Raw genomic sequence first — 26,027 nt, 5'->3', positions numbered from 1 at the left:
AGGATCGCCAGCGGGTCGATGGCGCGCCGTGCGTCATCGGACGAGGTCGAGGTCGAGTCGATTGACGGAGTCGGCGACGTGACCGCGCTCGGACGGCCGGACGGCGACGCGCCCGCCGGCCGCGCGGACGCATCCGGGCCGGACCGCGCCGCAGGCGCGGCCGGTGGCGAGGTCCCCGACGTCGGTCGCGGCGCGGACGTCGCGGGTCGCGAGGCGCTGGAGGCGGCCGTCACCCGGCTGCGCGAGGACAACGAGGGACTGCGCCGCTCGCTGCGTCACCGGGGCGTGATCGAGCAGGCCAAGGGCGTGCTGATGGCCCGCACCGGCGGCGACCCCGACGCGGCGTTCCGCAAGCTGCTCGAGCACTCGCAGCGCACCAACCAGAAGCTGGCGCGCGTGGCGGCTGCGGTGGTCACGGCGACCATCACGGCCCGCGAACCGGTCGCCCCGGCCGACGACCGCGACCTCGACGCGCTGTTCGCCGTCGCCACGGCAGCCGACGGGCTGCGCCAGGCGGACCGGCGGCTGGGCGCCGCCGCGCTCGACGCCGCCCGCGATCTCGACGAGCTGGTGGGCATCCTGGCCACCGAGACGGCCGCGGACCTCGCACCGGATGCGGCGCTGCTGTGCGCGGTGGAACCCGACGGCGCGGTCCGGATCGTGGGCAACGTCGGCTACGACCGGCAGTTGATGTCGTCGTGGTTGCGCATGCCGCCCGAGGTGGACGTGCCGCTGATGACCGCCGTCCGCGCCGGACGACCGGTGCTGCTGGAGGACCTCGACACCTGCGTCCGCCGGTTTCCGCTCACCGGCCGGATCCTGGCCGACTTCGAGGCCCAGGCGTGCGTGCCGCTGCGGGTGCGCGACCAGGCGGTCGGCGTGTACGCGCTGTCGTGGCGGCAGCGCCGCACGTTCGCCGCTGCCGACGAGGCCCGGCTGTCCGAGCTCGGCGAGCAGCTCGTCGGTCCGCTGCTTCGCCTGCTGCGCACCACCGAGGTCGGGCTGCCGCCCCCGGACGCCGGCGTGGGCGCCCGCGACTGGTTCCGCGTCGCACTCGACGCGGTGCTCGTGCCCGCGTTCGTGCTCCAGCCGCTGCGCGACGACGACGGACGGGTCAGCGACTTCCGGATCGACTTCGTCAACCGGGCGGCGCTGGAGGCCGTCGGTCGCGACGAGCCGGGTGAGCTGGTGCGCAGCACCGTGCTCGAGCTCTATCCCCGCACGGCCAGCCGCCGGCTCTTCCCGACCTTCCTCGAGGTGTTGGCGACCGGGGAGCCCGCGGTGGTCGACGAGTACCTCGGTGAGGAGGAACTCGACGGCCGTCGTGTGCACCACCGCTACACCATGGCGGCCGCCCGCATCGGCGACGCGCTGCTGGTCACCTGGCGGCGCCTGGACACCTGAGCGTCCCGGCCGGCTCGGCGTCGTCCGCCCGCCGGACCGCGGGACGCGCGCTCAGGCTCCCGCGGAGGCTGCCCGGTCGAACGGCCAGGGCCTCGTCCGGAGGCGCCGCGCCGGCGCGCGACCTGCGCGCTGTGCAAGTACGGCAAGCGGTGGACGGGGGTGTGGACAACCCGGCGCCGGTCTGTGTGAAACCTCGGGACGGACCGGGGCATCACCTGTGGGAACACCACATGTTGTGGTCGCGTTCCCCCTAGAGCCACTAGCGGTTGTGTGTCGCGGTGTCCAACGCCTCGAGTCCCTGCTTGCGTAGGGTCCGACGAACGGCGACAGTGAGGCCCTGGTCACACGCGTGTAGTTCCACCTCGAAGACACGCTCGACGACCGGCCGGCGACGACACGTCGCACCCCCGGGGGAGCCTCGGGACCGACACTGCGACAGCAGCACGAGCACAGGAGCGCGCCCGAATGGCGGAGATCACCGCGGACGACACCACGACCGTCGACACCGACGCAGCCGGCCAGGCCCTGCGGGTGGTGAAGCGCGGTCGCAAGTCCGGCCTGAAGTTCGCGCGCCACTTCACCACGCCGGGTGTGCACCCCTACGACGAGCTCGAGTGGGAGCTGCGTGACGCGGTGCTGACCAACTGGCGCGACCAGTCGGTCTCCTTCGAGCAGCGCGGGGTCGAGTTCCCCGCGTCCTGGTCGATGATGTCGACCGTCATCGTGGCGCAGAAGTACTTCCGCGGGACGCTGGGCACCGACCAGCGGGAGCGTTCGGTCAAGCAGATGATCGACCGCGTCGCCGACACCATCGGCGGCTGGGGCACGCAGGGCGGCTACTTCGCCGACGAGGAGTCCGCCGAGGTCTTCGTCGCCGAGCTCAAGCACCTGCTGGTCAACCAGAAGGCCGCGTTCAACTCGCCGGTGTGGTTCAACGTCGGCGTCGAGGAGAAGCCGCAGTGCTCGGCGTGCTTCATCCTCTCGGTCGAGGACACGATGTCGTCCATCCTCAACTGGTACGTCGAGGAGGGCACGATCTTCAAGGGCGGCTCGGGCGCGGGCATCAATTTGTCCTCGATCCGCTCGTCGAAGGAGATCCTCAAGGGCGGCGGCGAGGCCTCGGGCCCGGTGTCGTTCATGCGTGGCGCCGACGCGTCGGCCGGGACGATCAAGTCCGGTGGCAAGACCCGTCGCGCGGCCAAGATGGTGATCCTCAACGTCGACCACCCCGACATCGAGGAGTTCGTCTGGACCAAGGCGCGCGAGGAGAAGAAGGTCCGCGTGCTGCGCGAGGCCGGCTTCGACATGGACCTCGACGGCGAGGACTACGCGTCGATCCAGTACCAGAACGCCAACAACTCGGTCCGGGTCACCGACGAGTTCATGAAGGCGTACGAGGACGACCGCGACTACGAGCTGCGTGCGGTCACCACCGGCGAGGTCATCGACACCAAGTCGGCCCGTGACGTGATGCGCCAGCTCTCGCAGGCGTCGTGGGAGTGCGCCGACCCGGGTCTGCAGTACGACTCGACGATCAACGACTGGCACACCACGCCGGAGTCGGGCCGCATCAACGGCTCGAACCCCTGCAGCGAGTACATGCACCTCGACAACTCGGCCTGCAACCTCGCGTCCCTGAACCTCAAGAAGTTCTACGACTACTCGGCCGGCCGGTTCGACGTCGAGGCGTACAAGCGCGCCGTCGAGGTCGTGTTCACCGCGCAGGAGATCATCGTCGGGTTCTCGAGCTACCCGACCGAGGCGATCGGCGAGAACGCGCTGGCCTACCGCCAGCTCGGCCTGGGCTACGCGAACCTCGGTGGGCTGCTGATGTCGATCGGGCTGCCCTACGACTCCGAGGAGGGTCGGGCGTGGTGCGGGGCGCTGACGGCACTGATGACCGGGCACGCCTACCGGACCTCGGCCGAGATCGCGCGGGTGACCGGCCCGTTCGCCGGCTACAAGAAGAACGAGCAGCCGATGCTGCGGGTCATCGGCAAGCACCGTGACGCGGTCGAGGGCATCGACCCGCGTCCGGTCGCCAAGGACCTGCTCAACGCCGCCCGCGAGTCGTGGGACGACGCGCTGAAGCTCGGCGAGAAGCACGGCTTCCGCAACGCGCAGGCGACCGTGCTGGCCCCGACCGGCACCATCGGCCTGATGATGGACTGCGACACGACCGGCATCGAGCCCGACCTCGGGCTGGTGAAGATGAAGAAGCTGGTCGGTGGCGGGTCGATGGCGATCGTCAACCGCACCGTGCCGCAGGCGCTGCGCCACCTCGGCTACACCGAGGAGCAGGTCGAGGCGGTCGTCGCCTACATCGACGAGAACAAGACCATCCACGGGGCGCCGGCGCTGCGCGACGAGCACACCAAGGTCTTCCAGTGCGCCATGGGTGACGACGCGATCCACTACATGGGTCACGTCGGCATGATGGCCGCGGCCCAGCCGTTCATCTCGGGCGCGATCAGCAAGACCGTCAACCTGCCCGAGGAGGCGACGGTCGAGGACGTCGAGCAGCTGCACTACGACGCCTGGAAGATGGGCATCAAGGCGATCGCGATCTACCGCGACAACTGCAAGGTGGCGCAGCCGCTGAGCGTGTCGAAGAAGGCGGACGCGAAGCTCGACGCGCCGGCCGCGGCGCCGCTGCCGGCCGAGGCGTACGTGCCGATGCGCCGCAAGCTGCCCAAGACCCGCCCGAGCCAGACGATCAGCTTCCAGGTCGCCGACGCCAAGGGCTACATCACCGCGGGCGAGTACCCCGGTGACGGGCTGGGCGAGGTGTTCGTCAAGCTCGGCAAGCAGGGCAGCACCCTGTCGGGGCTGCTGGACGCGTTCGCGATCAGCGTGTCGATCGGTCTGCAGTACGGCGTGCCGCTCGAGAGCTACGTCAGCAAGTTCATGAACATGCGCTTCGAGCCGGCCGGGATGACCGACGACGAGGAGATCCGCTTCTCCACGTCGGTGGTGGACTACCTGGCCCGCAAGCTGGCGATCGAGTACCTGCCGTACGACAAGCGCGAGGCGCTGGGGATCTTCACCCTCGAGGAGCGCACCGCGATGCTCGACGAGGCCAACGGCCACGACGAGCAGCCGGCTGTGCCGACCACGCCGTCGGCGGCGTCGGTGGCGGCGGCGAAGCCGCTGCTGTCGGCCGGCAGCGTCCCGGTCGACCACGACGCCCCGATGTGCTTCGAGTGCGGCATCAAGATGAAGCGCGCCGGCGCCTGCCACGTCTGCGAGAGCTGCGGCACCACCAGCGGCTGCAGCTGACTGATCCAAGGCAGCGTGTGAGCGTGTGAGGTTCGTCGGCCCCGGGTTCGCCCGGGGCCGACGGCGTTTCAGGGGAAGGGGATGTGGTGCGACGCGAACCGGTCGTGATGGTGCTCGGGGCGGGGCGCTGGAAGTGGGTGTACGAGGGCGTGATGGTGGCGCTCGCCATCCTGGTCGTCGTATTGCTCCCGCTGCCCAACGAGGGCTGGGTCCTGGCCGTCAACCTGGACCTCCCCCCTGCAGCCGGACACCCTGGATGACAGGATGTCCGCATGGGACACGACAACGAACGACGACAACCAAGACCGCGCCGCAAGTTCTCCGACGAGTTCAAGCGCGACGCGGTCGACCTGGTGCTCACGACCGGCCGCCCGGTCGCGGAGGTCGCCGCGGAGCTGGGGATCTACGACTCCACGCTGGGCAACTGGGTGCGTCGCCACCAGGACGAACAGGCCGCCGGCAGCGGCATCGCACCTGACGAGCGCGCCAGATTGAAAGAGCTCGAGGCGGAGAACGCCAAGCTTCGGATGGAGCGTGATCTGCTCAAACGAACCGTGGCCTTCTGGGTGAAGGAGTCACCGCAGTGACGCGCTATCGCTGCGTGGCCGCCCGGAAGGCCGAAGGGTTCAACGTCAACGCTGCCTGCGCCGCCGCCGGTGTGTCGCGATCGGCGTTCTACGCCTGGCTCGAGCGCGGCGAGGGGCCGACCGAGGCGGAGTGGGACGAAGCGCGGCTGATCAACGAGATCCGTGATCTGCACGCCGCCTCGGACGGGACCTACGGCGAGCCGCGCATGACGGCGGAGCTCGTCGAGAAGGGGTGGGTGCTCAACCGCAAGCGCACCGCCCGGCTGATGCGCCAGGAACGGCTGCAGGGCCATCGTCCCCGGCGTCGTCGGTCGTTGACCAAAGCGGATGAGGCCGCGCCGGCGATCGAGGATCTGGTCGGCCGTAGGTTCCAGCCGCAACTGCTCGACACCGTCTGGGCCGGTGACATCACCTACGTCCGCACCGGTCAGGGATGGCTGTACCTGGCCACCGTGATCGACTGGCATCCCGGCGGCTGATCGGCTGGTCCATGGGTGACCGCCACGACGCGACGCTGGTCGTCGATGCGCTCGAGATGGCGGTCGCCGCCCGTGGGCGACGCAAGATGGACGGCACGATCTTTCATCACGACCGCGGCTCGGAGTACACCTCCGAGACGTTTCGAACCGCGTGCCGCGACCTGGGTGTCACCCAGTCGTGCGGGCGGACCGGCTCGTGCCTCGATAACGCGGTTGCTGAGAGCTTCTTCGCGACGTTGAAGGTTGAGCTCATCCACCGGCTGCACCTACCGACCCGAGCCGCCGCCCGCCGGGCGATCTTTGTCTGGGTCCATCGCTACAACCATCGACGGCGGCACTCCACGATCGGGATGATCCCGCCAGCCCTCTACGAACAGCACCAACGGCAGACCCAGTCGCTACCGTCGACGGTGGCCGCATAAGCCGGTGTCCGGCCCGCGGGGGGAAGTCCAGTGGAGTGGTTCGCCGGATCCGCAGGGTGCCGGTGTACATGGCGCCGCCACGTCCTGGATCGGACGAGTATGGGCGGTTCGACGGGGTTCGGGCCGGTCTCGGCGCGCCACACGACGTGCCGAGTGCGTTGGCGCGGGTGTCAACGGACATTTGGTTCTCCCCGGTGGCGGACATGAGACCTCCCCGGTGGTGGACAACAGTTCTCCCCAGCCGCGGACATGAGATCTCCCCACGGGGTCAGGCCAGGGGCGTCACCCCCTTGCCGTCGCGGGCTTGGGCGAACCGGTAGGAGTCGCCGTCGGTGACCACGACGTGGGCGTGGTGCATGAACCGGTCGACCGCGGCGGTGGCGATGGTGGTGGGCAGCAGCTGGTCGAACCCGCCGGGGTGGATGTTGCTCGAGATGGCGACCGAGCGGCGTTCGTAGGCAGCATCGATCACGCGGAACAGCGCTTCGGCGGCTTCGGCGGGGACGGGGAGCAGGCCGATGTCATCGATGACGACCAGGTCGGCCTTCAACACCCGGTTGACGGCTTTGGCGACCGAGTCGTCCGCACGATGTCGGGTGACGAGCCGGCCGAGGGACTCGATGGTGAACCACGCGACCATCAGCCCGTCATCGATTGCGGCCTGACCGAGGGCTTCGAGCAGGTGTGACTTCCCGGTCCCGGACGGTCCGACCACGGCCAGGTTCTCGGCCCGCCGGACCCATTCGAGGGTGCGTAGCGCCTGTTGGGTCGCCGCCGGGATCGTCGAGGCGGTCTCGCGCCAGGTGTCGAAGGTCTTGCCGGTCGGAAACCCGGCCCGGCGTCGGCGGTTGCGGATGGTGGCGGCGTCCCGGCCTTGCGCTTCCTCGGCGAGCAGGACCCGGACGAGCTCGGCAGGTTCCCAACGTTGCGCTTTGGCGGTGGGCAGCACGTCGACGGCGGCCTTGCGCAGGTAGGGCAGCCGCAGCCGTCGGGCGAGCGCTTCGACCTCGGCGTCGAGGGCTTGGGACTTCGAGACGGTCATCGGCCGACCTCCGCCCAACGCGACGTGCCGGTCTGCAGCGAGTGCCCCTCGACGAGCGGGACCACGACCCCGTCACCGTTGCTGCGACGCCGATGCCGCAGAATCGAGGCGAGATCGCCTTCGGCGAACCGGCCGGCCTGCGCGGCGGCAGCCAGCGCGGCGTCGACCTCGGCCTGGTCGTAGACCGCGGCGAACTCGACCGCCTGGTTCATCTTCATCCGAACCCGCGCGGTCCCGGCCGCAGCGGCGGCGGTCAACCAGGCCGCCGCTCCCGGCCCGAGCGCGAGGAACGCGGCCTCGCCCGGCGTGCGAGGCGCCGGGCGGTGCTCGAGAATCTTCGACGCCGACCGGGGCGGGTAGTGCGATAGATCCAGCCGCGGCGTGCCGGGGGTGGAGACCAGGTGGCGGGCGACCTCGGTCACGCCGTCACGGCCCTGGTGGGCGATGACGACCTCGTCGCCGTCGACGCGGACGAACACGGTCTGGTCGATCAGCTGGTGTGGGACCGAGTAGCGCACCCCACCCAGCGAGATCACCGAACTGCGCGACACCACCCGGGTTTCGCCCAACGCGGCCACGTAGGGGTCACGGGGCACCGGGTGGAGCCGTGCCTGTTCCTCGGCGAGCATGTCGACCGGGGGCCGGCCGGTCTCACGATGCGGGCGGGCGTTGATGTGCTCACACCACATGGCGGCCTCAGCCCGCAGCTCGGCGAAGCTGTGGTAGGCGTCGCGCAGGTTCGCCGTGGTCGGGACCAGATCCGCCTTCGCGATCCGCACAGTCGCTTCCGAGCCGCCCTTGGACTCCGGATCGGCCGGCACGCAGGTGGTGATCTGGGTGCCGTAGTGGCGGCCCGCGGCGGCCATGTCGGGATGGCGGACCGGGATCCCGGCGACATGCTCGGCCGTGACGGTCTTCTCGTTGTCGGTCAACGTGTAGGTCGCGATGCCCTCCACCCGACGGAACGTCTCGTCCAGGCACGACAGCACGGTCGGCAGGGTGCGGTCCCACACCGGGATCACCACCCGGAAACGGCTCCACGCCAGCCAGGCACAAAACAGCAGCGTCGCCCGCCCGGCGATCCTCGGTCCGGTGCCCCAGTCGAACTGCAACCAGCCGCCCGGTTCAGTGATCCAGGGCCGATACACCCGACGTCGTCCCGCCGCGTAGTGGTACTTGGCCTCGGCAACCGCCCGGCGCGTCGTGCGGTCGGTGCCGTCAAACCCCATCGCGGTCAGCCGCTCGTGCACGACATCGGCCCGGATGTCGCCCTCGGAACGTTCGACGAGCTCTTCGATCTTGGCCCGGTAGCCGTCGATCATCGACGGCCGCGGCACGCTGGCCGACGGGTCGGCAGCCGCGGCACGGCGCTCGACGTAATGCTTGACGGTGTGGTGGTCGCAGCCAGCCAACCTGGACGCGCCGCGGTAGGTGCCCACGAGGTCGTAGGCCTCCAAAATCTCCATGATCTCTCCGGCAGACTTGATCCCGATCCCTCCTGGTCGGCGACGCTTCAGCACCGCCGTCGTACCGGGAGGGATCACTCGTTCACGACAACCGTGACGAGCACAACGGACAACACCGGGGAGATCTGATGTCCGCGGGGAGCTTTCCTGTCCACCACCGGGGAGGTCCGCTGTCCGCCTACGGGGAGAATCTCATGTCCGCCGACAGCGGGTGGTCGCGAAGCGGCCGGACGCATTTGCGCTGCCGCTTGACCGTCGAGAGCCGGATGCCGGCTTCGGCGGCAACTGGGGCAACCCTCAAGCCGGCGGTTTCTGGACGTCGTCGGAGTGCCTCGTGCACCTCGAACTTCGAGCCTGCTCGTGCACGCCTGAGTGACACCCGCAGGGAGAGCTGACCGGCGGATGCGCGGGCTGGGCCGGCCGCCGTAAGCACCAGCGAGCGGTAGCGATAGCGGGCGTTAGGCGGAGTTCGCCAGGTGATCTTGCTTCTCGATCTGGGAGACCCGCGACGGCGTCACGCCGAGGAGTTGCGCGACATCGCGCACGGTCAGGCCCGCCGCCCGGAGTTCGGCGACCGCGGCAGGGGTCCGGCGGCGCGCTCGGTCGCTCAGCTCGGCCAGGGCACGACGCAACTCAAGCGCCTCGAGCGTGTCGTCGGACACGTCGACGCGACGGAGGTCCGGGGAGATGTCGACCTCGAACGCATCACCGTCGATGTCGAGGACCAGCGCGATGGCCTCGCGGATCGCGGCATCCGCCTGGTCGAGCCGGCGTGACTGCGAGGCGACCTCGCGGCCCTCGACGTCGTACGCCACGAGCGACCACCAGTCGCCGTCACGGGTTGCGGTGACGCGGTAGGTGCTCACCTCCACCACTCCTCTCCGAGCTTGGCTGCCGCCTGCCGCATGATCGATCGGGCGGTGCCTTCGGCGATCTCGCGGTGGTTCGGGATCGGGATGCGTAGGCCGTCGAGTGAGAAGACCTCGTGACCGCCGGCGTTGCGCAACGACGCGAACTCAAGACCCGCGTCGTTGGCCGCGTCGCGGAGCTGTCTGATGAGGTCACGTCGCTTCATGAGCGTAAGTGTAGAAGCTGAACGAAGTCAAGTGCAGGCGATGAACTTACCTGTGCACAACCGCCGGTATGACTATGTGCGGGCGGACGCCGAAGTCGACGCGCACGTAGTCACGGTTGCGGGCGCGTCCACCATCGCGCCCCGCGGTGACGCTCGCTCGGGTGCTGTCTCACGGCTCGGCGATACTCGGATCGAAGGGTCCGCAGGATCGCAAGGGGCTGGAGGTAGGCCGGTGGGACGACGGCAGCGGCTGCGCGACCTCGTGACGCAGCATCGGCACGCACTCGACGGATCTGTCGAGGTTCCAGGACTCCATCAGCAGGAGTGTCGCACTTCGTTCTGGTCGAGCGGAACCGCTGGCATGGTTCTGTCTACCTCTCGCTGCATGCGACCGTGGAAGCGGCCACCGACTACCACCTCGGCCAGGAGTCCGACGAGTGGGTCGTCGAGCGGCTCGTCGATCTCGAGACGGGCGCGAGCTTCGAGCCGGTCTTCTCCCTGCGTTGGAAGGTCAGGGCTCCGACCTCGTAGGCGGCGCTGTCGGCCGAGATTTGTGCGCCCGAGGCTGCCGCCTTTACGCAGCTAGGGTGCCGGCCATGGGGAACCAGGGGTTGCCGCCGGGGCGGTACGACGCGATCGTCGACGCGCGGCTCGAACGACTCGTGTCCGGCCTGGTCGCCTCCGCGGTCGAAACCAACGACGTCGACGACGCCGAACAGGCCGAGCGGCTCGCATCCCAGCTCGCCGAAGCTGCGCAGCGGCGCCACGCCGCCATCCGGGACCCGCGGCAGCGGCTCGCGCTCGTCAACGGCCTGATCGACCAGCTCGAGGAACCCGACGCCGTCGTCGCCGCTCCGGCGCGTCGGTTGCTGTCCGTGGCACCGCCACCGGCCCGGCATGCGGTCGGCCCGGACATCCCGCTGTCGCAGCACGACCTGCTCGTCAACGCGCGCGGCGAACCGCACCTCGCCGCCGAGCTCAAGAAGGAGCTCGCCTCCGCCGACCGCATCGACCTCATCGTCGCGTTCGTGCGCTGGTACGGCGTCCGCCTGGTCGTCGACGAACTGCGGGCCGCACTGCAGCGTGGCGCACGCGTTCGACTGCTGACGACCACCTACACCGGCTCGACCGAAGCCGCCGCGCTGGAACGCCTGCAGGACCTCGGCGTCGAGGCGCGGGTCTCCTACGACACCCAGGTCACCCGTCTGCACGCCAAGTCGTGGGTGTTCCACCGCGACACCGGCTTCTCCACCGCCTACGTCGGCTCGTCGAACCTGACGCACAGCGCCATGGTCGACGGCCGCGAGTGGAACGTCCGGCTCTCCCGCGCCGCGACACCGGCGCTGTTCGACAAAGTCGCCGCCGCCTTCGACGCCCAGTGGGAGTCAGGTGACTACGAGCCCTACGACGCCGACCGGTTCGCGCAGGCCACCCGCCCGGCCGACCCGGACTCGCCGCTGTCAGGCCTGGAACTGCGCGCGTGGCCGTACCAGTCGGAGATCCTCGACGCGCTGAGCGTCGAACGCGAGATCCACGGCTCGACGCACAACCTCGTCGTCGCCCCGACCGGTACCGGCAAGACCGTCGTCGCCGCGCTCGACTACCTGCGCCTGCGCTCCGAGCACGGCGACCTCAGCCTGCTGTTCGTCGCCCACCGCGAACAGATCCTGCGCCAGTCACGACGCACGTTCCGCGAGGCCCTCGGGAACGGCAGCTTCGGCGAACTCCTCGTCGGCGGTCACCGTCCCGAGCACGGCCGCCACGTCTTCGCCTCCATCCAGACCCTGTCGTCGCCTGGGGTGATCGAGCAGCTCGGCGACACGTTCGACGTCGTCATCGTCGACGAGTTCCACCACGCCGAAGCCGGCACCTACCGCCGCCTGCTCGACCGGCTGACGAGCCGCTGGCTCCTGGCGCTGACCGCGACACCCGAACGGACCGACGGGCTCGACATCCGCCGCTGGACCGACGGGCGCACCGCCTTCGACATGCGCCTGTGGCATGCGCTCGACCGGCAGCTGCTCGCCCCGTTCCAGTACTTCGGCGTGTCCGACGTCGAGGGCGTGCTCGACCACGTGCACTGGCGGGCCGGCCAGTACGACCGAGGCGAGCTCGGTCGCGTCCTCACCGGCAACGACGCGCGCGACCGGCTGGTCGTCAAGCAGATCCGGCGCATCATCGGCGAGCCGCACCGGATGAAGGCGCTGGGCTTCTGTGCCACCGTCGAGCACGCCCACCACCTCGTCGAGGTGTTCGCCGCCGCCGGCTGGCCCGCCGCCGCCATCGACGGCACCACCCCGCAGACCGAACGCGAAGCCCGCATCGCCGAGCTGGAGCGCGGCGAGCTCGTGTGCCTGTTCAGCCGTGACGTGTTTAACGAAGGGGTCGACATCCCCGCCGTCGACACGATCCTGCTGCTGCGCCCGACCGAATCGGTGACCGTGCACCTGCAGCAGATCGGCCGCGGCCTGCGCCGACACCCGGACAAGCCGGTGTGCACGGTTCTGGACTTCGTCGGCCAGCACCGCCGCGAGTACCGCTTCGACCTGCGTCTGCGGGCACTGACCGGCATCCCGCGGGCACAGCTGCAGCAGGCCGCCGAGGAGGGCTTTCCGTACCTGCCGTCGGGCTGCCACCTCGAGCTCGACCGCCAGGCCCGCGAGTGGATCATCGAGCACCTCAAGCAGGCCGTGTCGGCCGGCAAGGCGGCGCTGCGTCGGGAGCTCGTCGCCCAGGTCAGCCGCCAGCCCACCCGTCAGGCGCCTGCGCTGGCCGACTTCCTCGACGAAGCCGGCATCGAACTCGAGGACCTCGCCAAGGCCGGCGGCTGGACCAGCCTGCAACGCGCCGTCGACCTGCTCGACGCCGAGCCCTCGCCGAACGAGCCGCTGCTGCAGCGCGGCCTGCGCCGCCTGCTCCACCTCGACGACGTCGACCGCATCGACCGGTTCCGGCAGTGGCTCGACGACCCGCACCCACCCGAAGCCGCGAACACCGCCGACGAGCGGCTGGCCTGGATGTTGCTGGTCAACCTGTGGGGCCTCAAGCAGGCACCGGCGGACACCGCCGCGGCCTGGCAGGCGCTGTGGGACGCGCCGGCGTTGCGTGACGAGCTGCGCCAGACGCTGCCGCTGCTGCGCCAGCGGATCGCGCGTCCGAGCCTGCCGCTGGACCTCGACGACGTGCCGCTGCGCCTACACGCCACCTACACCCGCGACGAGCTGCTGGCCGGCTTCGGGCACGTCACCGCCGAGCGCCGACCGAACCTGCAGTCCGGGCACTGGCACGACACGCGCACCAACAGCGAGGTGCTGTTCGTCACGTTGCACAAGGCCAGCGGCTACTCGCCGACGACGCAGTACCGCGACTACGCCATCAGCCGCGAGCGGTTCCACTGGGAGACGCCGAACAACACCCGCGTCGACTCGCCGGTCGGCCGTCGCCTGCTCGGGCAGCGCCGCAACGGGCTGCGCGTGCTGCTCGCGGTCCGGACCGCCCGGCAGGACGCCTGGGGCGCCACGCAGCCATACACGCTGCTCGGGCCGGCCGAGTTCGTCGACGCGGCGGGGGAGCGGCCGATCGCGATCACCTGGTGCCTGGCCAACCCGATCCCCGCCGACGTCTACGAGACCTTCAAGCTCGCCGCGGCGTGACAGTGCGGCCCGCCGTCTCGACGGGCCGCAGACCGCTCACCAGGGGCGGGGAGGCGGCGGTCCGCGCCGCCTCCCCGCCACGGACTCAGCGTGAGCGACCGACCGCCGCACCGGGGAAGCCCGGCGCCTTCATGCAGTGGAAGCTCTCGGCCCGGTTCGGGTCGCCGTGGCGGTAGCGCGGCCAGTCCGGCCACTCGCAGACCGGCCGGGTGCGCTGCGTACCCTGTGCCTGGGTGATGTCCCGGGCCGGTGGCTGACCATCCTCGACCCACCTCTCGAGGACGTCGACCCAGTCGACCTGGGCGGGCGCGCCGCCACCGCCGTGATCAGCTCCCGGGGACACGTACATCCGCAGGAACTGGCGGGTACGGCCACGGTTGAGCGTGTCGACCACCGACTCGTAGTACCGGATGCCCGACATGCCGCTCTGCGCGTAGTCACCCAGGTGTTCCTGGATGATGAGCTTGCCGCCGCTGGCGGCGAACTCGGACAGATCGGGATCGGTGGAGTCCACGACGCTCGACACGTACTCGATCCGTTCCCGCCACTGCGGATCGTTGTGGTCGAACGCGAACGTGTCGAAGTCGGGATCCTGGGCGATGAAGTAGCGCACGAACTGGGACCCGAAGTTCACGATCAGGCCGCCAGGAGGGCCCCCGCCCATGACCCAGGTCCCAAAGCCGCCGGAGACCTGGTGGCCGATCGGCCACGCGGGGTACGACGGAACGCCGTTGGCCAGGTCGGCGTCGAACTCGACCGGGGAGTACAGCGTCGACACCGCTGCGAGCTGAGCGTCGGACAGGCAGTGCGACCCGGCATCCTGCCCACCGGGACACCGCAGGATGCCCGGGTCGAAGTCGCAGGCGTCCGGTCGCGTGATGATTCCGTCCTCGAGGCCGTCGAGCCCGTCGCACGCCGCCATGGTCGCCGCATCGAGCAGCGCGATCTCGGCCGCGTTCATCCAGCCACCGCCCTCGATGGCAGCTCCCATGCGGTTGCCGGCGACCTGCAACCCGGTGAAGTTCAGCACGGGCACCCGGCTGAGGATCCCGTCGTAGTCGTGCGGGAACCGCTGGGCGACCGTGACCGCCTCGCGGCCTCCCTGCGAGCTGCCCACGAAGTAGGTGTACTCCGGCCCCGCGCCGTAGCGGGCGTGCATCAGCTCGACGGCCACGTCACGGGTCTTCTTCAGGGCGGCGTAACCGAAGTTGACCATCGCCTCGTCGTTCAACGCGAAGCTCGCGTTGCCTCCCTCGTGTCCGGAGTCACTGCCGAAGGTCGCGTAGCCGCGCGCGAGGGGCGGAAGCGTGCCCGCCGGCGCCGAGGGAGCCGTGCCCGTGGCCGCGACCACGGTGCCGTTGTAGCCACCCCCACCGAAGTGCATCGCCCGCCCGTTGTAGTCGACCGGCAGGTTGACCCGGAACCGGATGTCGGGCGCCTCGGGATCGACGGGGGCGATGCGGCCCTCGACACGGCAGTATTCGGGCAGTCCGCCGCCCGAGGTCGTGACGGCGCTGACGACCTGTGCGCCGTTGGTCGGTAGGCCGATGTCCGCCGCCGGGATGACGGTGCCGGCCAGGTCGGCGCAGGCGTCGGCATTCGCATCGGCGTGCGCCATCGGGGCCGCCATGACGAGCATGCCGGCAACGGCGACCAAGCCGACACCGCGGCGATGTCGTGCCCGCCGCCCTCTCGTGGCGATGGTGGGTGTGGTAGGAGCTTCTCGGGACATGCGGTCTCCCTCCGCGAAGTGCCAGGCGGCGTTCGCACCGCGAACGAGCTTGCGCCTGGCGCAATCCGAATCCTCGCTGTCGGCCCGGGAAAATGCAACCCAATCGAGCTAGTCAGCCACGAGGTGGCACGGGTCCCGGTGCGCCCCGCGCCGCTCCGTCGCCGCAGTGCGACGCGGACGGTCGGTGAGCGCCCGTTGCGGCTTTCCAGGCAGCGGTCGAGATCGCCGCAGGGTCTTCGGTCAGGCGTGGTCACACCGAGGGACGTCAGCGGAAGGCGCGCTCGACGAGGCGGGTCAGCAGCAGCGGCGCGCGCCCTGGCAGCAGCCGACCCAGCACGTCAGCCACCTGGGCGTCGCGGCCGACCAGGATGCGGGCCCGTTTCGCCTCGACGCCGCGCAGGATCAGGTCGGCGGCCTCGTCCGGCTGCATCGTCAGCAGCCGTTCGTTGTAGCCGCGGGCGCGGGCGTGGTGCCGCGCGGTCAGCTCGAGCCCGAGCGCCTGCGCCTCCTCGAGGGCCGCCGTGGCGATGTTGGTACGCACCCCGCCGGGATGCACGACCGACACCTCGACCGGCGCTCGCGCCAGGCGCAACTCGGCGCGCAGCGCCTCGCTGAACCCGCGCACGGCGAACTTGCTGGCGCAGTAGGCACTCAGCTCCGCCTGGGCGACCAGGCCGTTCAACGACGAGACGTTGACGACGTGCCCGTCCCCGGAGGCGACCAGCGACGGCAGGAACGCCTTGGTGACGTTGACGACCCCGTCGAGGTTGACGGCGAACACCCGGTCGTAGACGTCCCAGTCCGACTCGAGCACGGACGCGGCGGCGCCGGTCACCCCCGCGTTGTTGTAGACCTGGTGCACGCAGCCGAACCGTTCGAGCACGACCGGGACGTACGCCTCGACCGCGTCGCGCTCGGCGACGTCCAGCCGGTGGGTGTGCAGCTGCGCACCCAGGACGCGGCACCGCTCGGCCGTCGCGGCCAGCCCGGCCTCGTCGACGTCGGACAGCGCCAGGTGCGCCCCGCGCCGGGCCAGCCCGACGGCGAGTGCCTCACCGATGCCCGACCCGGCACCGGTGACCAGCGCGACCTTGTCCAGGAAGTTGCTCATGCGGTCCCTCCCACACGCTCGGCGTCGACCGGCGGCGTCGCGGTCTGGTTCGCAGCTCGGCCGGTGTGTTCGACGACCAGGTCGACGAGACGGTCGAGGACGTCGGGCGCGATGTGGTGCGCCATCCCGTCGAGCTCGACGTGGCGGGCGCCGGGGATGGCCTGCGCCGTCGCGTGACCGCCGCTCGGGTGCACCATCGGGTCGGTGTCGCCGTGGATCACCAGCGTCGGTGCTGTGACCCGACGCAGCTCCGGTGTGCGGTCGCCGGAGGCCTGGATCGCGCCGATCTGGCGGGCGACGCGGGCGGCACGGTCGGAGCCGTCGCTGCGGCGCCACGCCTCGGCTGCCGCGGCGCGCTCCAGCGGCTCGTCGAACGCGAGGGTCGGCGAGCCGATGTGGCGCAGCATCGCGAGATGCCGCGCGACGTGCTGCTCGAGGTCACGGGCTGCCGGCTGGGCGAGCCGCAGCAGCGTCGAGCGGGCCGGCTGGCCGACCCGCGCGTGCCCGGTCGTGGAGAAGATCGACGTCAGCGTCGCGACCCGATCGGGATGCCGGGCGGCGAGTACCTGCGCGATCATGCCGCCCATCGACATGCCGACGACGTGGGCGGCCGGGACGTCGAGGTGGTCGAGCAGCTGCACGGTGTCGGCGGCCAGGTCGGCCAGCGTGTAGGCGCCGGGACGGGGACGGGCGAGCAGCTGCTGCAGCCGGCCGGGTGGGGGCGCGTCGATCGTGCTGGACCGACCGACGTCACGGTTGTCGAAACGGACGACCCGGAACCCGCGTCCGGTCAGCGACGACACCAGCCGCTCGGGCCACGAGGTGAGGTCCTGGCCGAGCCCGGCGACCAGCAGCAGCGGGACCCCGTCGGCCGGCCCGCTGACGCGGTAGCACAGGCGCAGCCCGCCGAGCAGCGGGACGAACCGGTCCTCGTCTTCCGCGCCGGCGGGACGGCGGCCGTCCGGGTCACCGGTGGCCTCGCCCGCCGGACCGGAACCGCCGGAACGGCCGGGTCGGACGGCGGTGGGCACCCGGGAGAAGTGCAGGTGCGGGTCGTCGACCCGTCCCGTGCGCAGCAGCCTCACGTCGCCGTGGTAGTTCATCGACGTCGACCACGGGGCGGCGTCGCCCTGGCGCGGCAGCTGGTCGACGGTCCGCCGGATGTAGCCGGCCCCGAAGTCGAGGAACGGGCGGGTGCCCGACTCGCCCGGTGCGAGGACCGGACGGCACACGTCGTAGCCGTGGGTGTCCATGTGGGCGAGCAGTCGGCTGACGTGCTCGCACAGCAGCCCGACCTTCAGCGTCCACGAGGCGTTGGTGTAGCCGATCGCGAAGGAGAAGTTCGGGACCCCCGAGAGCATCATGCCCTTGTAGGCCACGGTGTCCGACAGCTCGACCGGTTCGCCGTCGACGACGATCTCGACCCCGCCCATCGGCAGGACCTGCAGGCCGGTGGCGGTGACCACCACGTCGGCCGGCAGCACCTCGCCGGAGGCCAGCGCGATCCCGTCCTCGGTGACGTGCTCGATGCGGTCGGTGACCACCGACGCGGTGCCTTCACGGATGACCCGGAACAGGTCGCCGTCGGGGGCGATGCACAGCCGCTGGTCCCACGGGTCGTAGGGCGGACGGAAGTGCTCGTCGACCGGGTAGCCCTCGGGCAGCTGCCGCACGTTGATCCAGCGGATCAGGCGCCGGGCCGGCCCGGGGTAGCGCTGACAGAACTGCCAGATCAGCCGCTGCTGGGCGATGCTGCGCCGGCGGATCAGCGCGAAGCCGCGCCGGTCGCCGAACCAGCGGCGCAGGGCGTCGGCGACCGCGTCATGGGTCGGCAGCGGCAGCACGTAGGTGGGGGTGCGCTGCAGCATGGTGACGGAGGCGGCCGTGCCGGCCAGCGCCGGTACGAGCGTCACGGCGGTCGCGCCGCTGCCGATCACCACGACCCGCTTGCCGGCCGTGTCGAGGTCGTCGGGCCAGTGCTGCGGATGCACGAACTCGCCACGGAAGCGGTCCCGGCCGGGGAACTCGGGGGTGTGTCCCGCGTCGTAGCGGTAGTAGCCGGTGGCCGAGAACAGCCACGAGCAGGTCAGGTGGCTGACCTCGCCGGTGTCGGTGTGCTCGACCTCGAGGTGCCACCGGGCGTCGTCGCCGGACCAGACCGCGCGCCGCAGCCGCCGCCGGTGGCGCACGGCCCGGTCGATGCCGTACTCGGCGGCGGTGTCGCGCAGGTAGCGCAGGATCGCGTCGCCGCTGGCGATGGCCTCCCGGTCGGACCACGGGCGGAACTCGTAGCCGAAGGTGTGCAGGTCCGAGTCGGAGCGGATGCCCGGATAGCGGAACAGGTCCCAGGTGCCGCCGATGGCGTCCCGCGCCTCGAGGACGGCGTAGCGGCGGTGGGGGTGGTCGCGCTGCAGGTAGTAGGCCGCGCCGATCCCGGAGATGCCGGCGCCGACGATCACGACGTCGAGGTGTTCTACCTCGACCGGCACGGTGGTGTCGCTCACGCAGTACCTCGTCCGTCGGCGGCCGCCGGCGATTCTGCCGTGCCCGCGGCCCGGGACCGCATCGGGGTGCGGTGGCCGGGGTGATCGGTGTCACACCTTTCGCCGCTGGCGCCCGCTGGCGCCCGACGGCGCCCGGTCCGCGACCCGTCGCCGTAACGTCGTGGGCGCGTCGGACAACTCTGGGTGACACCGACCGATCCGGAGTTGCCGTGGAGCATCCGAACAACGACGAGGACGACCGCGAACTGCTCGCTCGCCTGTCCACCGATCCGGCCGCGTTCGAGGCCTTCTACCGCCGCCACGTCGGCCGGGTCACCGGCTTCGCCGTGCGGCGCTGCGCCTCCGCCGACGAGGTCGCCGACCTGGTCGGTGCGGTCTTCCTCGCCGTCATCGAGTCGGCGCCGAGGTACGACGCCGCCCGCGGCGAACCCGTCGGCTGGCTCTTCGGTGTCGCCGCGAACACGCTACGGACCCAACGTCGTCGCCGATGGCGGCAGATCGACGTCGTGGGGCGCATCCAGGGTCAGCGGCTCCTCGACGTCGACGACGTCGTGCGGCTCGAGGAACGCATCGACGCCGCACGGCTCGCCGACGACCTGCGGCGTGGGGTGGCACGGCTCCCACGTGGCGAGCGGGCCGTGCTGGAACTGGTGGCCTTCGACGGGCTCAGCCCGACGGAGGCGGCGTCCGCGCTCGGGCTGAGCCCGGGTGCCGCCCGCGTCCGGCTGCACCGGGCCCGGCAGCGGCTGCGCCGCGAACTGGGGTCGCCGGATGCGACGGAGGCACCACCGCCCGCCCGCACCGCTCCACCGACCCGCATCGACCCGTTGACCCGCACCGTTGCGCCGCGACCGATCCGACCCGTCGACACCGAGGAGGTGGCGCTGTGACCCGCACCGACGACCTGCCGCCGTTCGAGACCCGACTGCTGACCCACCTCCTCGAGGTCGTCGAGGACCGTGCCGAGGCCGCCACCGAGGAGACCCCACCCGCCGACCCGGCGAACGCGTCGCGCGGCGGTGGCCTCCCGCGGTTCGCCGTCGCCGCCGGGGTCGCCGCGCTCGCCGTCGGCCTCGCGGTCGGACCCGGACTCTCCCGTGACGGCGGCTCGCCGGCCTTCGCGGTCCGCGAACTGGACGGCGGCGTCATCGAGGTCCGCTACGACACCGACTTCCGCGACGGTCACGCCCTCGAGGCGGCGCTGCGCGAACACGGCGTCGACGTGCGCATCCTCCCGGTACCGGCCACGCCGTCCGCGGTCGGGGAGGTCCACGGGCTGGAGATGGGCGAACCCGGCGCCACCACGCCCGGCTTCACCTGGGGGCCCGACGGCGGCGACTTCGCCTTCACCATCGATCCGGCCGTCTTCCGCGAGGAGCTGACACTTCACCTCGCGGTGGAGGCGGCGCCTGGCGAGCCCTACCAGCTCGCGGAGGAGGCGTTCGAGCCCGGCGAGGTGCTCGGCGGCCTGCACTGCCACCTCGGCGAACCGGTCCAGGCGTCGGCTCTCGTGCCCTACCTCGACGCGCTCGACCTCGACGTGGTCTGGGAGGTCATCGGCCCCTCGCCCGACGGCGAGCCGAGCTCGGCCTTCACCGAACGCGTCGACACGGTGCCCGACGGGCGCGTGATGTCGGGCTACGCGGTCGATGCCACCACGGTCCGCTTCGAGGTCGAGCTGCCCACCGCGACGCTGGACCCGGCGCACTGGCAGCCGCGACTGTCCGACGAGCCCTGCACCCCGGAGCTGGCCGCGGCCTGGGAGTGATCCGACCGGTACGACCGCGCCACACGGCGTGAGGGCGGGCGAGGGTTCCCTCGCCCGCCCTCGGGCGGTGACGGGACCGGCGGGCGGGTGGGAGCGATCCGACCGTCAGCCGCCGTCGCGTCCGGCCAGGGCGGACTCCACGAGGTTGCCGCGCTCGAGGGCAGCGCCGGCCTCGACCGCCTCGAGCCACCGGTCGGTGGGGGTGACGGCCGCCCAGTTCGAGTGCAACAGCGCCATCAGGGTCTCGTGCACGGTCTCGGCCGACGCCGAGCCGGCCGCGTTCGCGAGCGGGATCGCTCCGGTCGCGTCGGCCAGGACCTCGACGGTCAGGCCCAGGGGTTCGGCATCGGCAGCGGAGCCGATCACGCAGTTGTTGGTCATGTAGCCGGTGAGCGTGACGGTGTCGATGCCCTCGGCGCGCAGCCAGTCGGTCAGCCCGGTGCCCTCGAAGACACTGGCGAACACCTTGGTCACCCGCTTCGCGGCGTGGTCGGCGCGCCGCTCGATCTCCGGGTGCAGCCGCTGCTCGTCGGAGCCGGCGGCGAAGACCGGGGCGTCCTCCGGCAGTTCGTGCTGGACGACGACGACCGGGATCCCGTTCGCCGTGGCGGTGTCGAACGCCTCGCCGATCCGGGCGATCGACTCGGCGCGGGGCGGGTGCTCGACGGCGAGCATGCCGTCGAAGTACTGCTGCTGCGCGTCGATCACGACGAGGGCCCGGCGGGGCGTGTCCATGGGTGTCGTCCTCTGGTCTGGGGCGGTGTCGCAGCATGCCGCTCTGGAACGCCTAGCGTCGGTGGCGCACGTGCCTACCTTCGATGGGATCGAGCCAACATGAAGATCGCGGCACACGCCTTCGTGGCCGAGTTCGCCACGACCCCGTCGCACTACCGGCATCGGTTCGCCAACCCGCCGTCGCCCACGGCCCGATCCGGCACCTCGGGGAGCGTGTGACCTGTCGCGGCACCGCGCCAGCCAACTCCTCGAACGAGTTGGTCGATGAGTCCGGGCCGCGAGAACGGCATCATGTCGAGGTCGTTCTTCGCCGAACTGGCCGCCTGCTCGTTTCCGTCGGGATTTCCTCCGTGTTCCACCTGCCATGACCACACCGTTCGACGAACTGCCGCCGGCGGAGGCCGACGCGATCGTCGCCCGCTTCGTCGCCGCGCGCCCGCAGGCGCTGGCGGACCTGCGGGACCGGCTGGTCACCGACGGCCAGGACCCCGACGCGCTGCTCGACGGTTCGGTCGACAGCCTCGTGCCGTTGTGGGCATGGGGAAAGCGCCACCTGCGACGACGTGACGACGGGCTTGCGGACACGGAGGCGGAGCCGTTCGCCGGCCAGTCGGTACCCGAGTGGTACCGCCACGACACGCATCGGGAACGACTGCTGTCGCTCGACAGCGTCCGGCTGCTCGACGGGGTGTTGACCTACGTCGGCGAGGTCGTGCGCCGGGCGGTGCCCGGGGTCGCCTGGCGTCGTGGCCACCACGAGGTCCGCGCGTACGCGCACCGGAACCGGCCGGTGATCGGGCGCGGGGACGAGGAGGTCGGCGCCGGCCCGATGGTGTTCGGTGCCGCGCGCAGTCACCTGCTCGAGCCGGGCAGCAGCCCTGACGGACAGCTGCGCGGCTTCGTGGACCGCTGGGTCGAGCGACTGCGCGCAGCGGATGCGGGAAGCGACGAACGACTCCATGGCGAGTCCGGACCGCCGCCCGTCGCCGTCCTCGACGACGTCGTCGTCTCGCGGGGTGTCGAGGCCGACGAGTGGGTCGTCGAGTTCGGTGACGACGCGCGGGCGTTGGTGGGGCAGGCGGTGGTCGAGCGACTCGCGGACACGCTGCCGGGCAACGCCGGCGTGACGGCAGCGACGTTCGAGGACCGTGAGGTCCTCGTCGTCAGCGGCAGCGTCGACCCCGGCGAGCTCGAGCGCTTCGTCGTCGCGGAGCTTTTCCGGGACGCCGACCCCGCCTGATCTCGGGAGCCGCACCAGCGGCGCGCGTCACCGTCGCCGGTCAGAAGGGGACGGGCTGGGTGAGCAGGCCGGTGCCCGGCGCGCGACCGGAGAGGATCCGGCAGAACTCGATCGCGTCGAGCGTGAGCTGCTCGCCGGCGCCGTCCCCGGCGACGAACTGGCCGCCGGCGGCGCCGGTGAGCGTGAGCGTGCAGGGCTGGCCGTGCCGGCGCGCCCACTCGGCGACCACGTCGGCGACGATGCGCCCGTCGTGATCGGCCGTGAGCACGAGCTCGCGGCCGGTGGCGCGGGCGATGTCGATCCGGTGCATCCACGGGTCGCGGGTGAGGATCGTGTCGAGCAGGTATCCGAGGCGCCAGGTCTCCTTGCGTCCGCCGACGGTCTCCTGCATCGGCAGCCGCCGCAGCAGCCGCGGGGTACCGGTGCGCCACCGCGCCGCGACCGGCCCGCGACGCTCGACCAGCGCGACGAGCTCGTCGGGGGTCGCGGCCGCGTGCTCGGCGACCTGCATCGCCGTCATCGCGTCGATCATCTCGCCACCCTGCGCCTTGGCCGCCCGCGTCGCCGCCTGCACCCTCGTCACCATCGAGCGCAGGGAGCGGAAGTCCGACAGCATCCCGACGCAGTGGCCGGCCACGGCGCGCACGTCCCACGCCGTGCAGTCGGTCGGCTGCCACCAGTCGTCGGGCGTCAGCGAGCGCAGCTGCTGGGCGAGGCGCTCGTACTCGGTGACCGCCAGCCGCCGGGCGTCGGCCCGGGTCAGCGGTGTGAGGTCGTCGATCCGTGTGCCCGTCAGATCGGTCATGGTGCTCAGCCCCCTCGGCTCGCCGAACCCGCACGGGCCCGGGTGGTGACGTGGTCGACGTACATGTCGATCGCGTCGTCGATCAACCGGATCCAGCGGTCGCCGTCCGGGTCGTTCGAGATCTGCTGATCGGCGAGCCCCGTGCCGATCGCGGTGAACAGGTCGAGGTCGCGCGGGTCGTCGATGCCGAGCGACGCGAGGTGGTCCGTGATCACCGCGAGGCTCTCGGTCGCGATCGCCATCGACGCGGCGGACGGCTCGAACCCGGGGATGGTGCGCTGGTAGAGCAGCTGGTAGCGGACCGGGTCCTCGACACAGAACGCGAGGAAGTAGTGGCCGATGGCGCGCAGGTCGGCCCGGACGTCGCCGGTCAGCTCGGCGCGTGGCTGGCGCTCGGCGAACTGTCGGCAGCCCTGGGCGAACATCGCGTCGTAGATGGCGTGCTTGTTGGGGAAGTAGGTGTAGAGCGACTGCGGCCGCATCCCCACCTCGCCGGCCAGCTCCCGCAACGACAGCCCCGCCAGCCCCTCGGCGCGGGCCAGGCGCCACGCGGTGGCGACGATCTCCTCGATCGTTTCCTGACGTCGCTCGGCTCGCCTGTCGCGCATCGGATCTCCTGACGGTGTTCGGAGCATCCGCCGATCCGCCGACGCTGTCAAGGGGCCGTCGCCAGCGGAGGTCGCGCCGGTCGACAACCGGCCGCCTCGCGGGCAGCATGGCCGTCGCACCGTCCGGCCAGCTGCTCGTCCTCGGAGCCGGCACGTGCGACGACGAAGCGACCTCCCGTGTGAGCATCCCTGGAGCGAGCGGCGCCACCGCCACCGGCGTGACCCCCGACCGGCTCGTCGACCTGCGGCGGTGGAACCTCGCCCTGACGGTGCTCCACCTGGTCCAGGCGGTGGCGGTCGTCGTGCTCGCGTCCGACTTCGCCATCACGGTCACCGGCTCGTTCCCGGCCGGACCTCCAGGGACGGAGGTGCCCCCGCCCGAGTCGCTGTTCGACGTGCCGATCGGGATCGCCATCGCGGTGTTCCTCGGCCTGGCCGCGCTCGACCACCTGCTGACCGCGACCGTGCTGCGCGGCACGTACGAGCAGGACCTGCGGCGCGGGATCAACCGGTTCCGGTGGGTCGAGTACTCGTTCAGCGCCACGCTCATGCTGCTGTTGATCTGCCTCTACAGCGGGATCACCGGCGTGGCCGCCCTGGTGGCGATCGCCGGGGCCAACGTGGCGATGATCCTGTTCGGGTGGCTCCAGGAGCTGATGAACCCTCCGGCGCGTCCGACGACGACCATGCTGCCGTTCTGGTTCGGGACGCTGGCCGGTCTTGCGCCCTGGGTCGCCCTGGCGATCAACCTGGTCGGCGCGGACGAGCTGCCCGGGTTCGTCATCGGGATCTTCGTGTCCCTGTTCGTCTTCTTCATGAGCTTCGGGCTCAACCAGTGGCTGCAGTACCGCGGGATCGGCCCGTGGCAGGACTACGCCTACGGCGAGAAGGCCTACCTGGTGCTCAGCCTCGGGGCGAAGTCCGCCCTCGCCTGGCAGATCTTCGCCGGGTCACTGGCCGGCTGACCGGTCCCCGGGTGCGCCGCAGGGCGACGGAGGTCACCGCCTTCGTCTACCGACGGGCGCCGCCCGCGTCGAGGATCGCGCAGGTCAGCTCGTGCTTGTTCTGGTCGAGGTGGAACAGCTGCGCGTCGGGCAGCGCGGCGAAGCGGGCGGCCACGGCGTGGTCGGTGGCGCCCTGGAACTTCACCGTGCACACCAGGTTGCGCACCAGCCCCGTGTCGAGCCATCGCGTCACCAGCTCGAGCAGCCGGTCCGGGTAGGCGATGAGATCGCTGCACCACCAGTCGACCGGTCCGAACGTGGCCGGGTCGAGCGCGAACGCCGAGCCCTGTTCCCAGCTCACGTTCGGCAACGCCGCGACGTCCGCGGCGAGCGGTGCCTTGTCCAGCGCCACCACCTCGGCGCCGGTGCGGGCCAACAGCCACGTCCAGCCCCCGGGGGCGGCGCCGAGGTCGAGGCAGCGCTCGCCGGGGCGCGGCTGGCGACGCAGCCGCGCGAAGGTCTCCCACAGCTTGAGGTAGGCGCGGCTGGGCGGGCCCTGCCGGTCCTCGACGAACTGGGGCACGCCGTTGGGGAACGGCACCGAACAGTCGGTCGCGGCCAGCACGACGTCGCGCTCGAGCAGCGTCCACGAGCCCAGCGGCGCGTCGGGGGCGACCTCACCGAGCTCCAGCGGGCGGGCGGCGACGTGGGGCAGCTTGTCGGCGATCAGCTCCGCACGTCCGCGCAGGGTCGGGGCGTACCGGGCCCAGTTGCGCTGGCGGGCCCGCAGCTGCCGGGCGGCGTCGCCGATGGAGCGGACCTCGATCCGCTCGGCGTCCCACCAGGTGTTGGCGGCCCACGCGGCGTGCACCGGCGGGCTCTCGCTGAGGAGCAGCCGACCGTGCCGCTGGCCCACGACCACACCGGCGAGGCGCAGCTCCTCGTCGAGTTCGGCCTCGAAGTCCTCGGCGGCGAGATAGGCCGTCGTCATGGCTGTGCGGACCGCCAGCGGCGGGGTGCGGCAACTTCGAGGAAGCTGCCACGGATCTGGGTGATCGTCGTCACGTCTGTGCCCTCGGAGGAGCGTGCACACTGCCATGCTGACGCTCGGGGGGACGTAGGCATCGGGGGGACGTAGGCATCGGCACGTCTTGTGGACTGAGAAGCAGACAC

Annotated in this window: 23 protein-coding genes; 12 read left to right on the top strand and 11 right to left on the bottom strand. The window is 71.3% G+C overall.

Annotated features, from left to right (window positions below; translation table 11 throughout):
- Positions 1-78: 78 nt before the first annotated feature.
- From ELR47_RS14010 to ELR47_RS13990, 6 genes are all read left to right on the top strand, one after another.
- Positions 79-1,404: a GAF and ANTAR domain-containing protein gene (locus tag ELR47_RS14010; protein ID WP_130650451.1), complete on the top strand. Its 1,326-nt coding sequence runs from the start codon at positions 79-81 to the stop codon at positions 1,402-1,404.
- Positions 1,405-1,869: 465 nt separating this feature from the next.
- Entirely contained in the window at positions 1,870-4,683 is a 2,814-nt protein-coding gene (locus ELR47_RS14005) for a vitamin B12-dependent ribonucleotide reductase (protein WP_130650450.1), read from the top strand.
- A gap of 86 nt (positions 4,684-4,769) precedes the next feature.
- On the top strand, positions 4,770-4,943 hold the full coding sequence (locus ELR47_RS18455) for a hypothetical protein (protein ID WP_165404095.1): 174 nt from the start codon (positions 4,770-4,772) through the stop codon (positions 4,941-4,943).
- A gap of 12 nt (positions 4,944-4,955) precedes the next feature.
- Positions 4,956-5,270, top strand: coding sequence for a transposase (locus ELR47_RS14000; protein WP_130648066.1), 315 nt, complete (start codon positions 4,956-4,958; stop codon positions 5,268-5,270).
- Positions 5,267-5,749: an IS3 family transposase gene (locus ELR47_RS13995; protein ID WP_165404094.1), complete on the top strand. Its 483-nt coding sequence runs from the start codon at positions 5,267-5,269 to the stop codon at positions 5,747-5,749. The genes ELR47_RS14000 and ELR47_RS13995 overlap by 4 nt, the downstream gene beginning before the upstream one ends.
- An 11-nt stretch (positions 5,750-5,760) precedes the next feature.
- Positions 5,761-6,171 (top strand): integrase core domain-containing protein, encoded by a 411-nt coding sequence (locus ELR47_RS13990; protein WP_165404093.1) that lies wholly within the window; start codon positions 5,761-5,763, stop codon positions 6,169-6,171.
- 268 nt (positions 6,172-6,439) lie between these two features.
- Here the strand turns inward: ELR47_RS13990 and istB are convergent, their stop codons facing one another.
- The 4 genes from istB to ELR47_RS13970 form a co-directional block, all read right to left on the bottom strand.
- Positions 6,440-7,213, bottom strand: coding sequence for an IS21-like element helper ATPase IstB (istB, locus tag ELR47_RS13985; protein WP_130648905.1), 774 nt, complete (start codon positions 7,211-7,213; stop codon positions 6,440-6,442).
- Positions 7,210-8,700 carry an IS21 family transposase gene (gene istA / locus ELR47_RS13980; RefSeq protein WP_130651227.1) on the bottom strand — a complete coding sequence of 497 codons (1,491 nt, stop codon included), beginning with the start codon at positions 8,698-8,700 and terminating at the stop codon, positions 7,210-7,212. Before istA ends, istB begins: the two co-directional genes overlap by 4 nt.
- A gap of 437 nt (positions 8,701-9,137) precedes the next feature.
- Complete coding sequence (locus tag ELR47_RS13975) at positions 9,138-9,545, bottom strand: helix-turn-helix domain-containing protein (RefSeq protein WP_130649562.1); 408 nt, start codon at positions 9,543-9,545, stop codon at positions 9,138-9,140.
- Positions 9,542-9,754, bottom strand: coding sequence for a type II toxin-antitoxin system HicA family toxin (locus ELR47_RS13970; protein WP_130649563.1), 213 nt, complete (start codon positions 9,752-9,754; stop codon positions 9,542-9,544). Before ELR47_RS13970 ends, ELR47_RS13975 begins: the two co-directional genes overlap by 4 nt.
- Before the next feature lie 393 nt (positions 9,755-10,147).
- Between ELR47_RS13970 and ELR47_RS18450 the strand changes: the two genes are divergently transcribed.
- Together ELR47_RS18450 and ELR47_RS13965 are read left to right on the top strand one after the other, a co-directional pair.
- The gene (locus ELR47_RS18450; RefSeq protein WP_165404092.1) at positions 10,148-10,285 is read left to right on the top strand and encodes a hypothetical protein; all 138 of its coding nucleotides are present in this window, start codon (positions 10,148-10,150) and stop codon (positions 10,283-10,285) included.
- Between the two features lie 65 nt (positions 10,286-10,350).
- Positions 10,351-13,407, top strand: coding sequence for a DUF3427 domain-containing protein (locus tag ELR47_RS13965; protein WP_130650447.1), 3,057 nt, complete (start codon positions 10,351-10,353; stop codon positions 13,405-13,407).
- Positions 13,408-13,492: 85 nt separating this feature from the next.
- Here ELR47_RS13965 and ELR47_RS13960 read toward each other — a convergent pair whose 3' ends face one another.
- The 3 genes from ELR47_RS13960 to ELR47_RS18445 form a co-directional block, all read right to left on the bottom strand.
- On the bottom strand, positions 13,493-15,064 hold the full coding sequence (locus ELR47_RS13960; RefSeq protein ID WP_165404091.1) for a tannase/feruloyl esterase family alpha/beta hydrolase: 1,572 nt from the start codon (positions 15,062-15,064) through the stop codon (positions 13,493-13,495).
- A gap of 340 nt (positions 15,065-15,404) precedes the next feature.
- The gene (locus tag ELR47_RS13955) at positions 15,405-16,250 is read right to left on the bottom strand and encodes an SDR family NAD(P)-dependent oxidoreductase (protein WP_130650445.1); all 846 of its coding nucleotides are present in this window, start codon (positions 16,248-16,250) and stop codon (positions 15,405-15,407) included.
- Entirely contained in the window at positions 16,247-18,754 is a 2,508-nt protein-coding gene (locus tag ELR47_RS18445; RefSeq protein WP_165404090.1) for an alpha/beta fold hydrolase, read from the bottom strand. Before ELR47_RS18445 ends, ELR47_RS13955 begins: the two co-directional genes overlap by 4 nt.
- Before the next feature lie 209 nt (positions 18,755-18,963).
- On the opposite strand from ELR47_RS18445, the gene ELR47_RS13945 reads away from it, so the two are divergent.
- Both ELR47_RS13945 and ELR47_RS13940 read left to right on the top strand, forming a co-directional pair.
- A complete protein-coding gene (locus ELR47_RS13945; protein WP_205745265.1) occupies positions 18,964-19,644 on the top strand; it encodes an RNA polymerase sigma factor in 681 nt (226 codons plus the stop codon).
- Positions 19,641-20,522, top strand: coding sequence for a hypothetical protein (locus tag ELR47_RS13940; RefSeq protein ID WP_130650444.1), 882 nt, complete (start codon positions 19,641-19,643; stop codon positions 20,520-20,522). The genes ELR47_RS13945 and ELR47_RS13940 overlap by 4 nt, the downstream gene beginning before the upstream one ends.
- A 105-nt stretch (positions 20,523-20,627) precedes the next feature.
- On the opposite strand, the gene ELR47_RS13935 is transcribed toward ELR47_RS13940, so the two are convergent.
- The gene (locus tag ELR47_RS13935) at positions 20,628-21,257 is read right to left on the bottom strand and encodes an isochorismatase family protein (protein ID WP_130650443.1); all 630 of its coding nucleotides are present in this window, start codon (positions 21,255-21,257) and stop codon (positions 20,628-20,630) included.
- 364 nt (positions 21,258-21,621) lie between these two features.
- Between ELR47_RS13935 and ELR47_RS13925 the strand changes: the two genes are divergently transcribed.
- Positions 21,622-22,497: a hypothetical protein gene (locus tag ELR47_RS13925; protein ID WP_130650441.1), complete on the top strand. Its 876-nt coding sequence runs from the start codon at positions 21,622-21,624 to the stop codon at positions 22,495-22,497.
- A 40-nt stretch (positions 22,498-22,537) separates the two neighbouring features.
- Here the strand turns inward: ELR47_RS13925 and ELR47_RS13920 are convergent, their stop codons facing one another.
- Complete coding sequence (locus ELR47_RS13920) at positions 22,538-23,302, bottom strand: maleylpyruvate isomerase family mycothiol-dependent enzyme (RefSeq protein ID WP_130650440.1); 765 nt, start codon at positions 23,300-23,302, stop codon at positions 22,538-22,540.
- A gap of 5 nt (positions 23,303-23,307) precedes the next feature.
- Positions 23,308-23,910: a TetR/AcrR family transcriptional regulator gene (locus ELR47_RS13915; RefSeq protein WP_165404089.1), complete on the bottom strand. Its 603-nt coding sequence runs from the start codon at positions 23,908-23,910 to the stop codon at positions 23,308-23,310.
- 179 nt (positions 23,911-24,089) lie between these two features.
- On the opposite strand from ELR47_RS13915, the gene heR reads away from it, so the two are divergent.
- Entirely contained in the window at positions 24,090-24,875 is a 786-nt protein-coding gene (gene heR / locus ELR47_RS13910; protein WP_130650438.1) for a heliorhodopsin HeR, read from the top strand.
- 46 nt (positions 24,876-24,921) lie between these two features.
- Here heR and ELR47_RS13905 read toward each other — a convergent pair whose 3' ends face one another.
- Positions 24,922-25,845: an SAM-dependent methyltransferase gene (locus tag ELR47_RS13905; RefSeq protein ID WP_130650437.1), complete on the bottom strand. Its 924-nt coding sequence runs from the start codon at positions 25,843-25,845 to the stop codon at positions 24,922-24,924.
- Positions 25,846-26,027 lie beyond the last annotated feature (182 nt).

This window comes from Egicoccus halophilus (genome assembly GCF_004300825.1).
GTDB lineage: Bacteria > Actinomycetota > Nitriliruptoria > Nitriliruptorales > Nitriliruptoraceae > Egicoccus > Egicoccus halophilus.
Note: the sequence above shows the minus strand (reverse complement) of the source record. Positions and strands in the feature narration are given on the sequence as shown.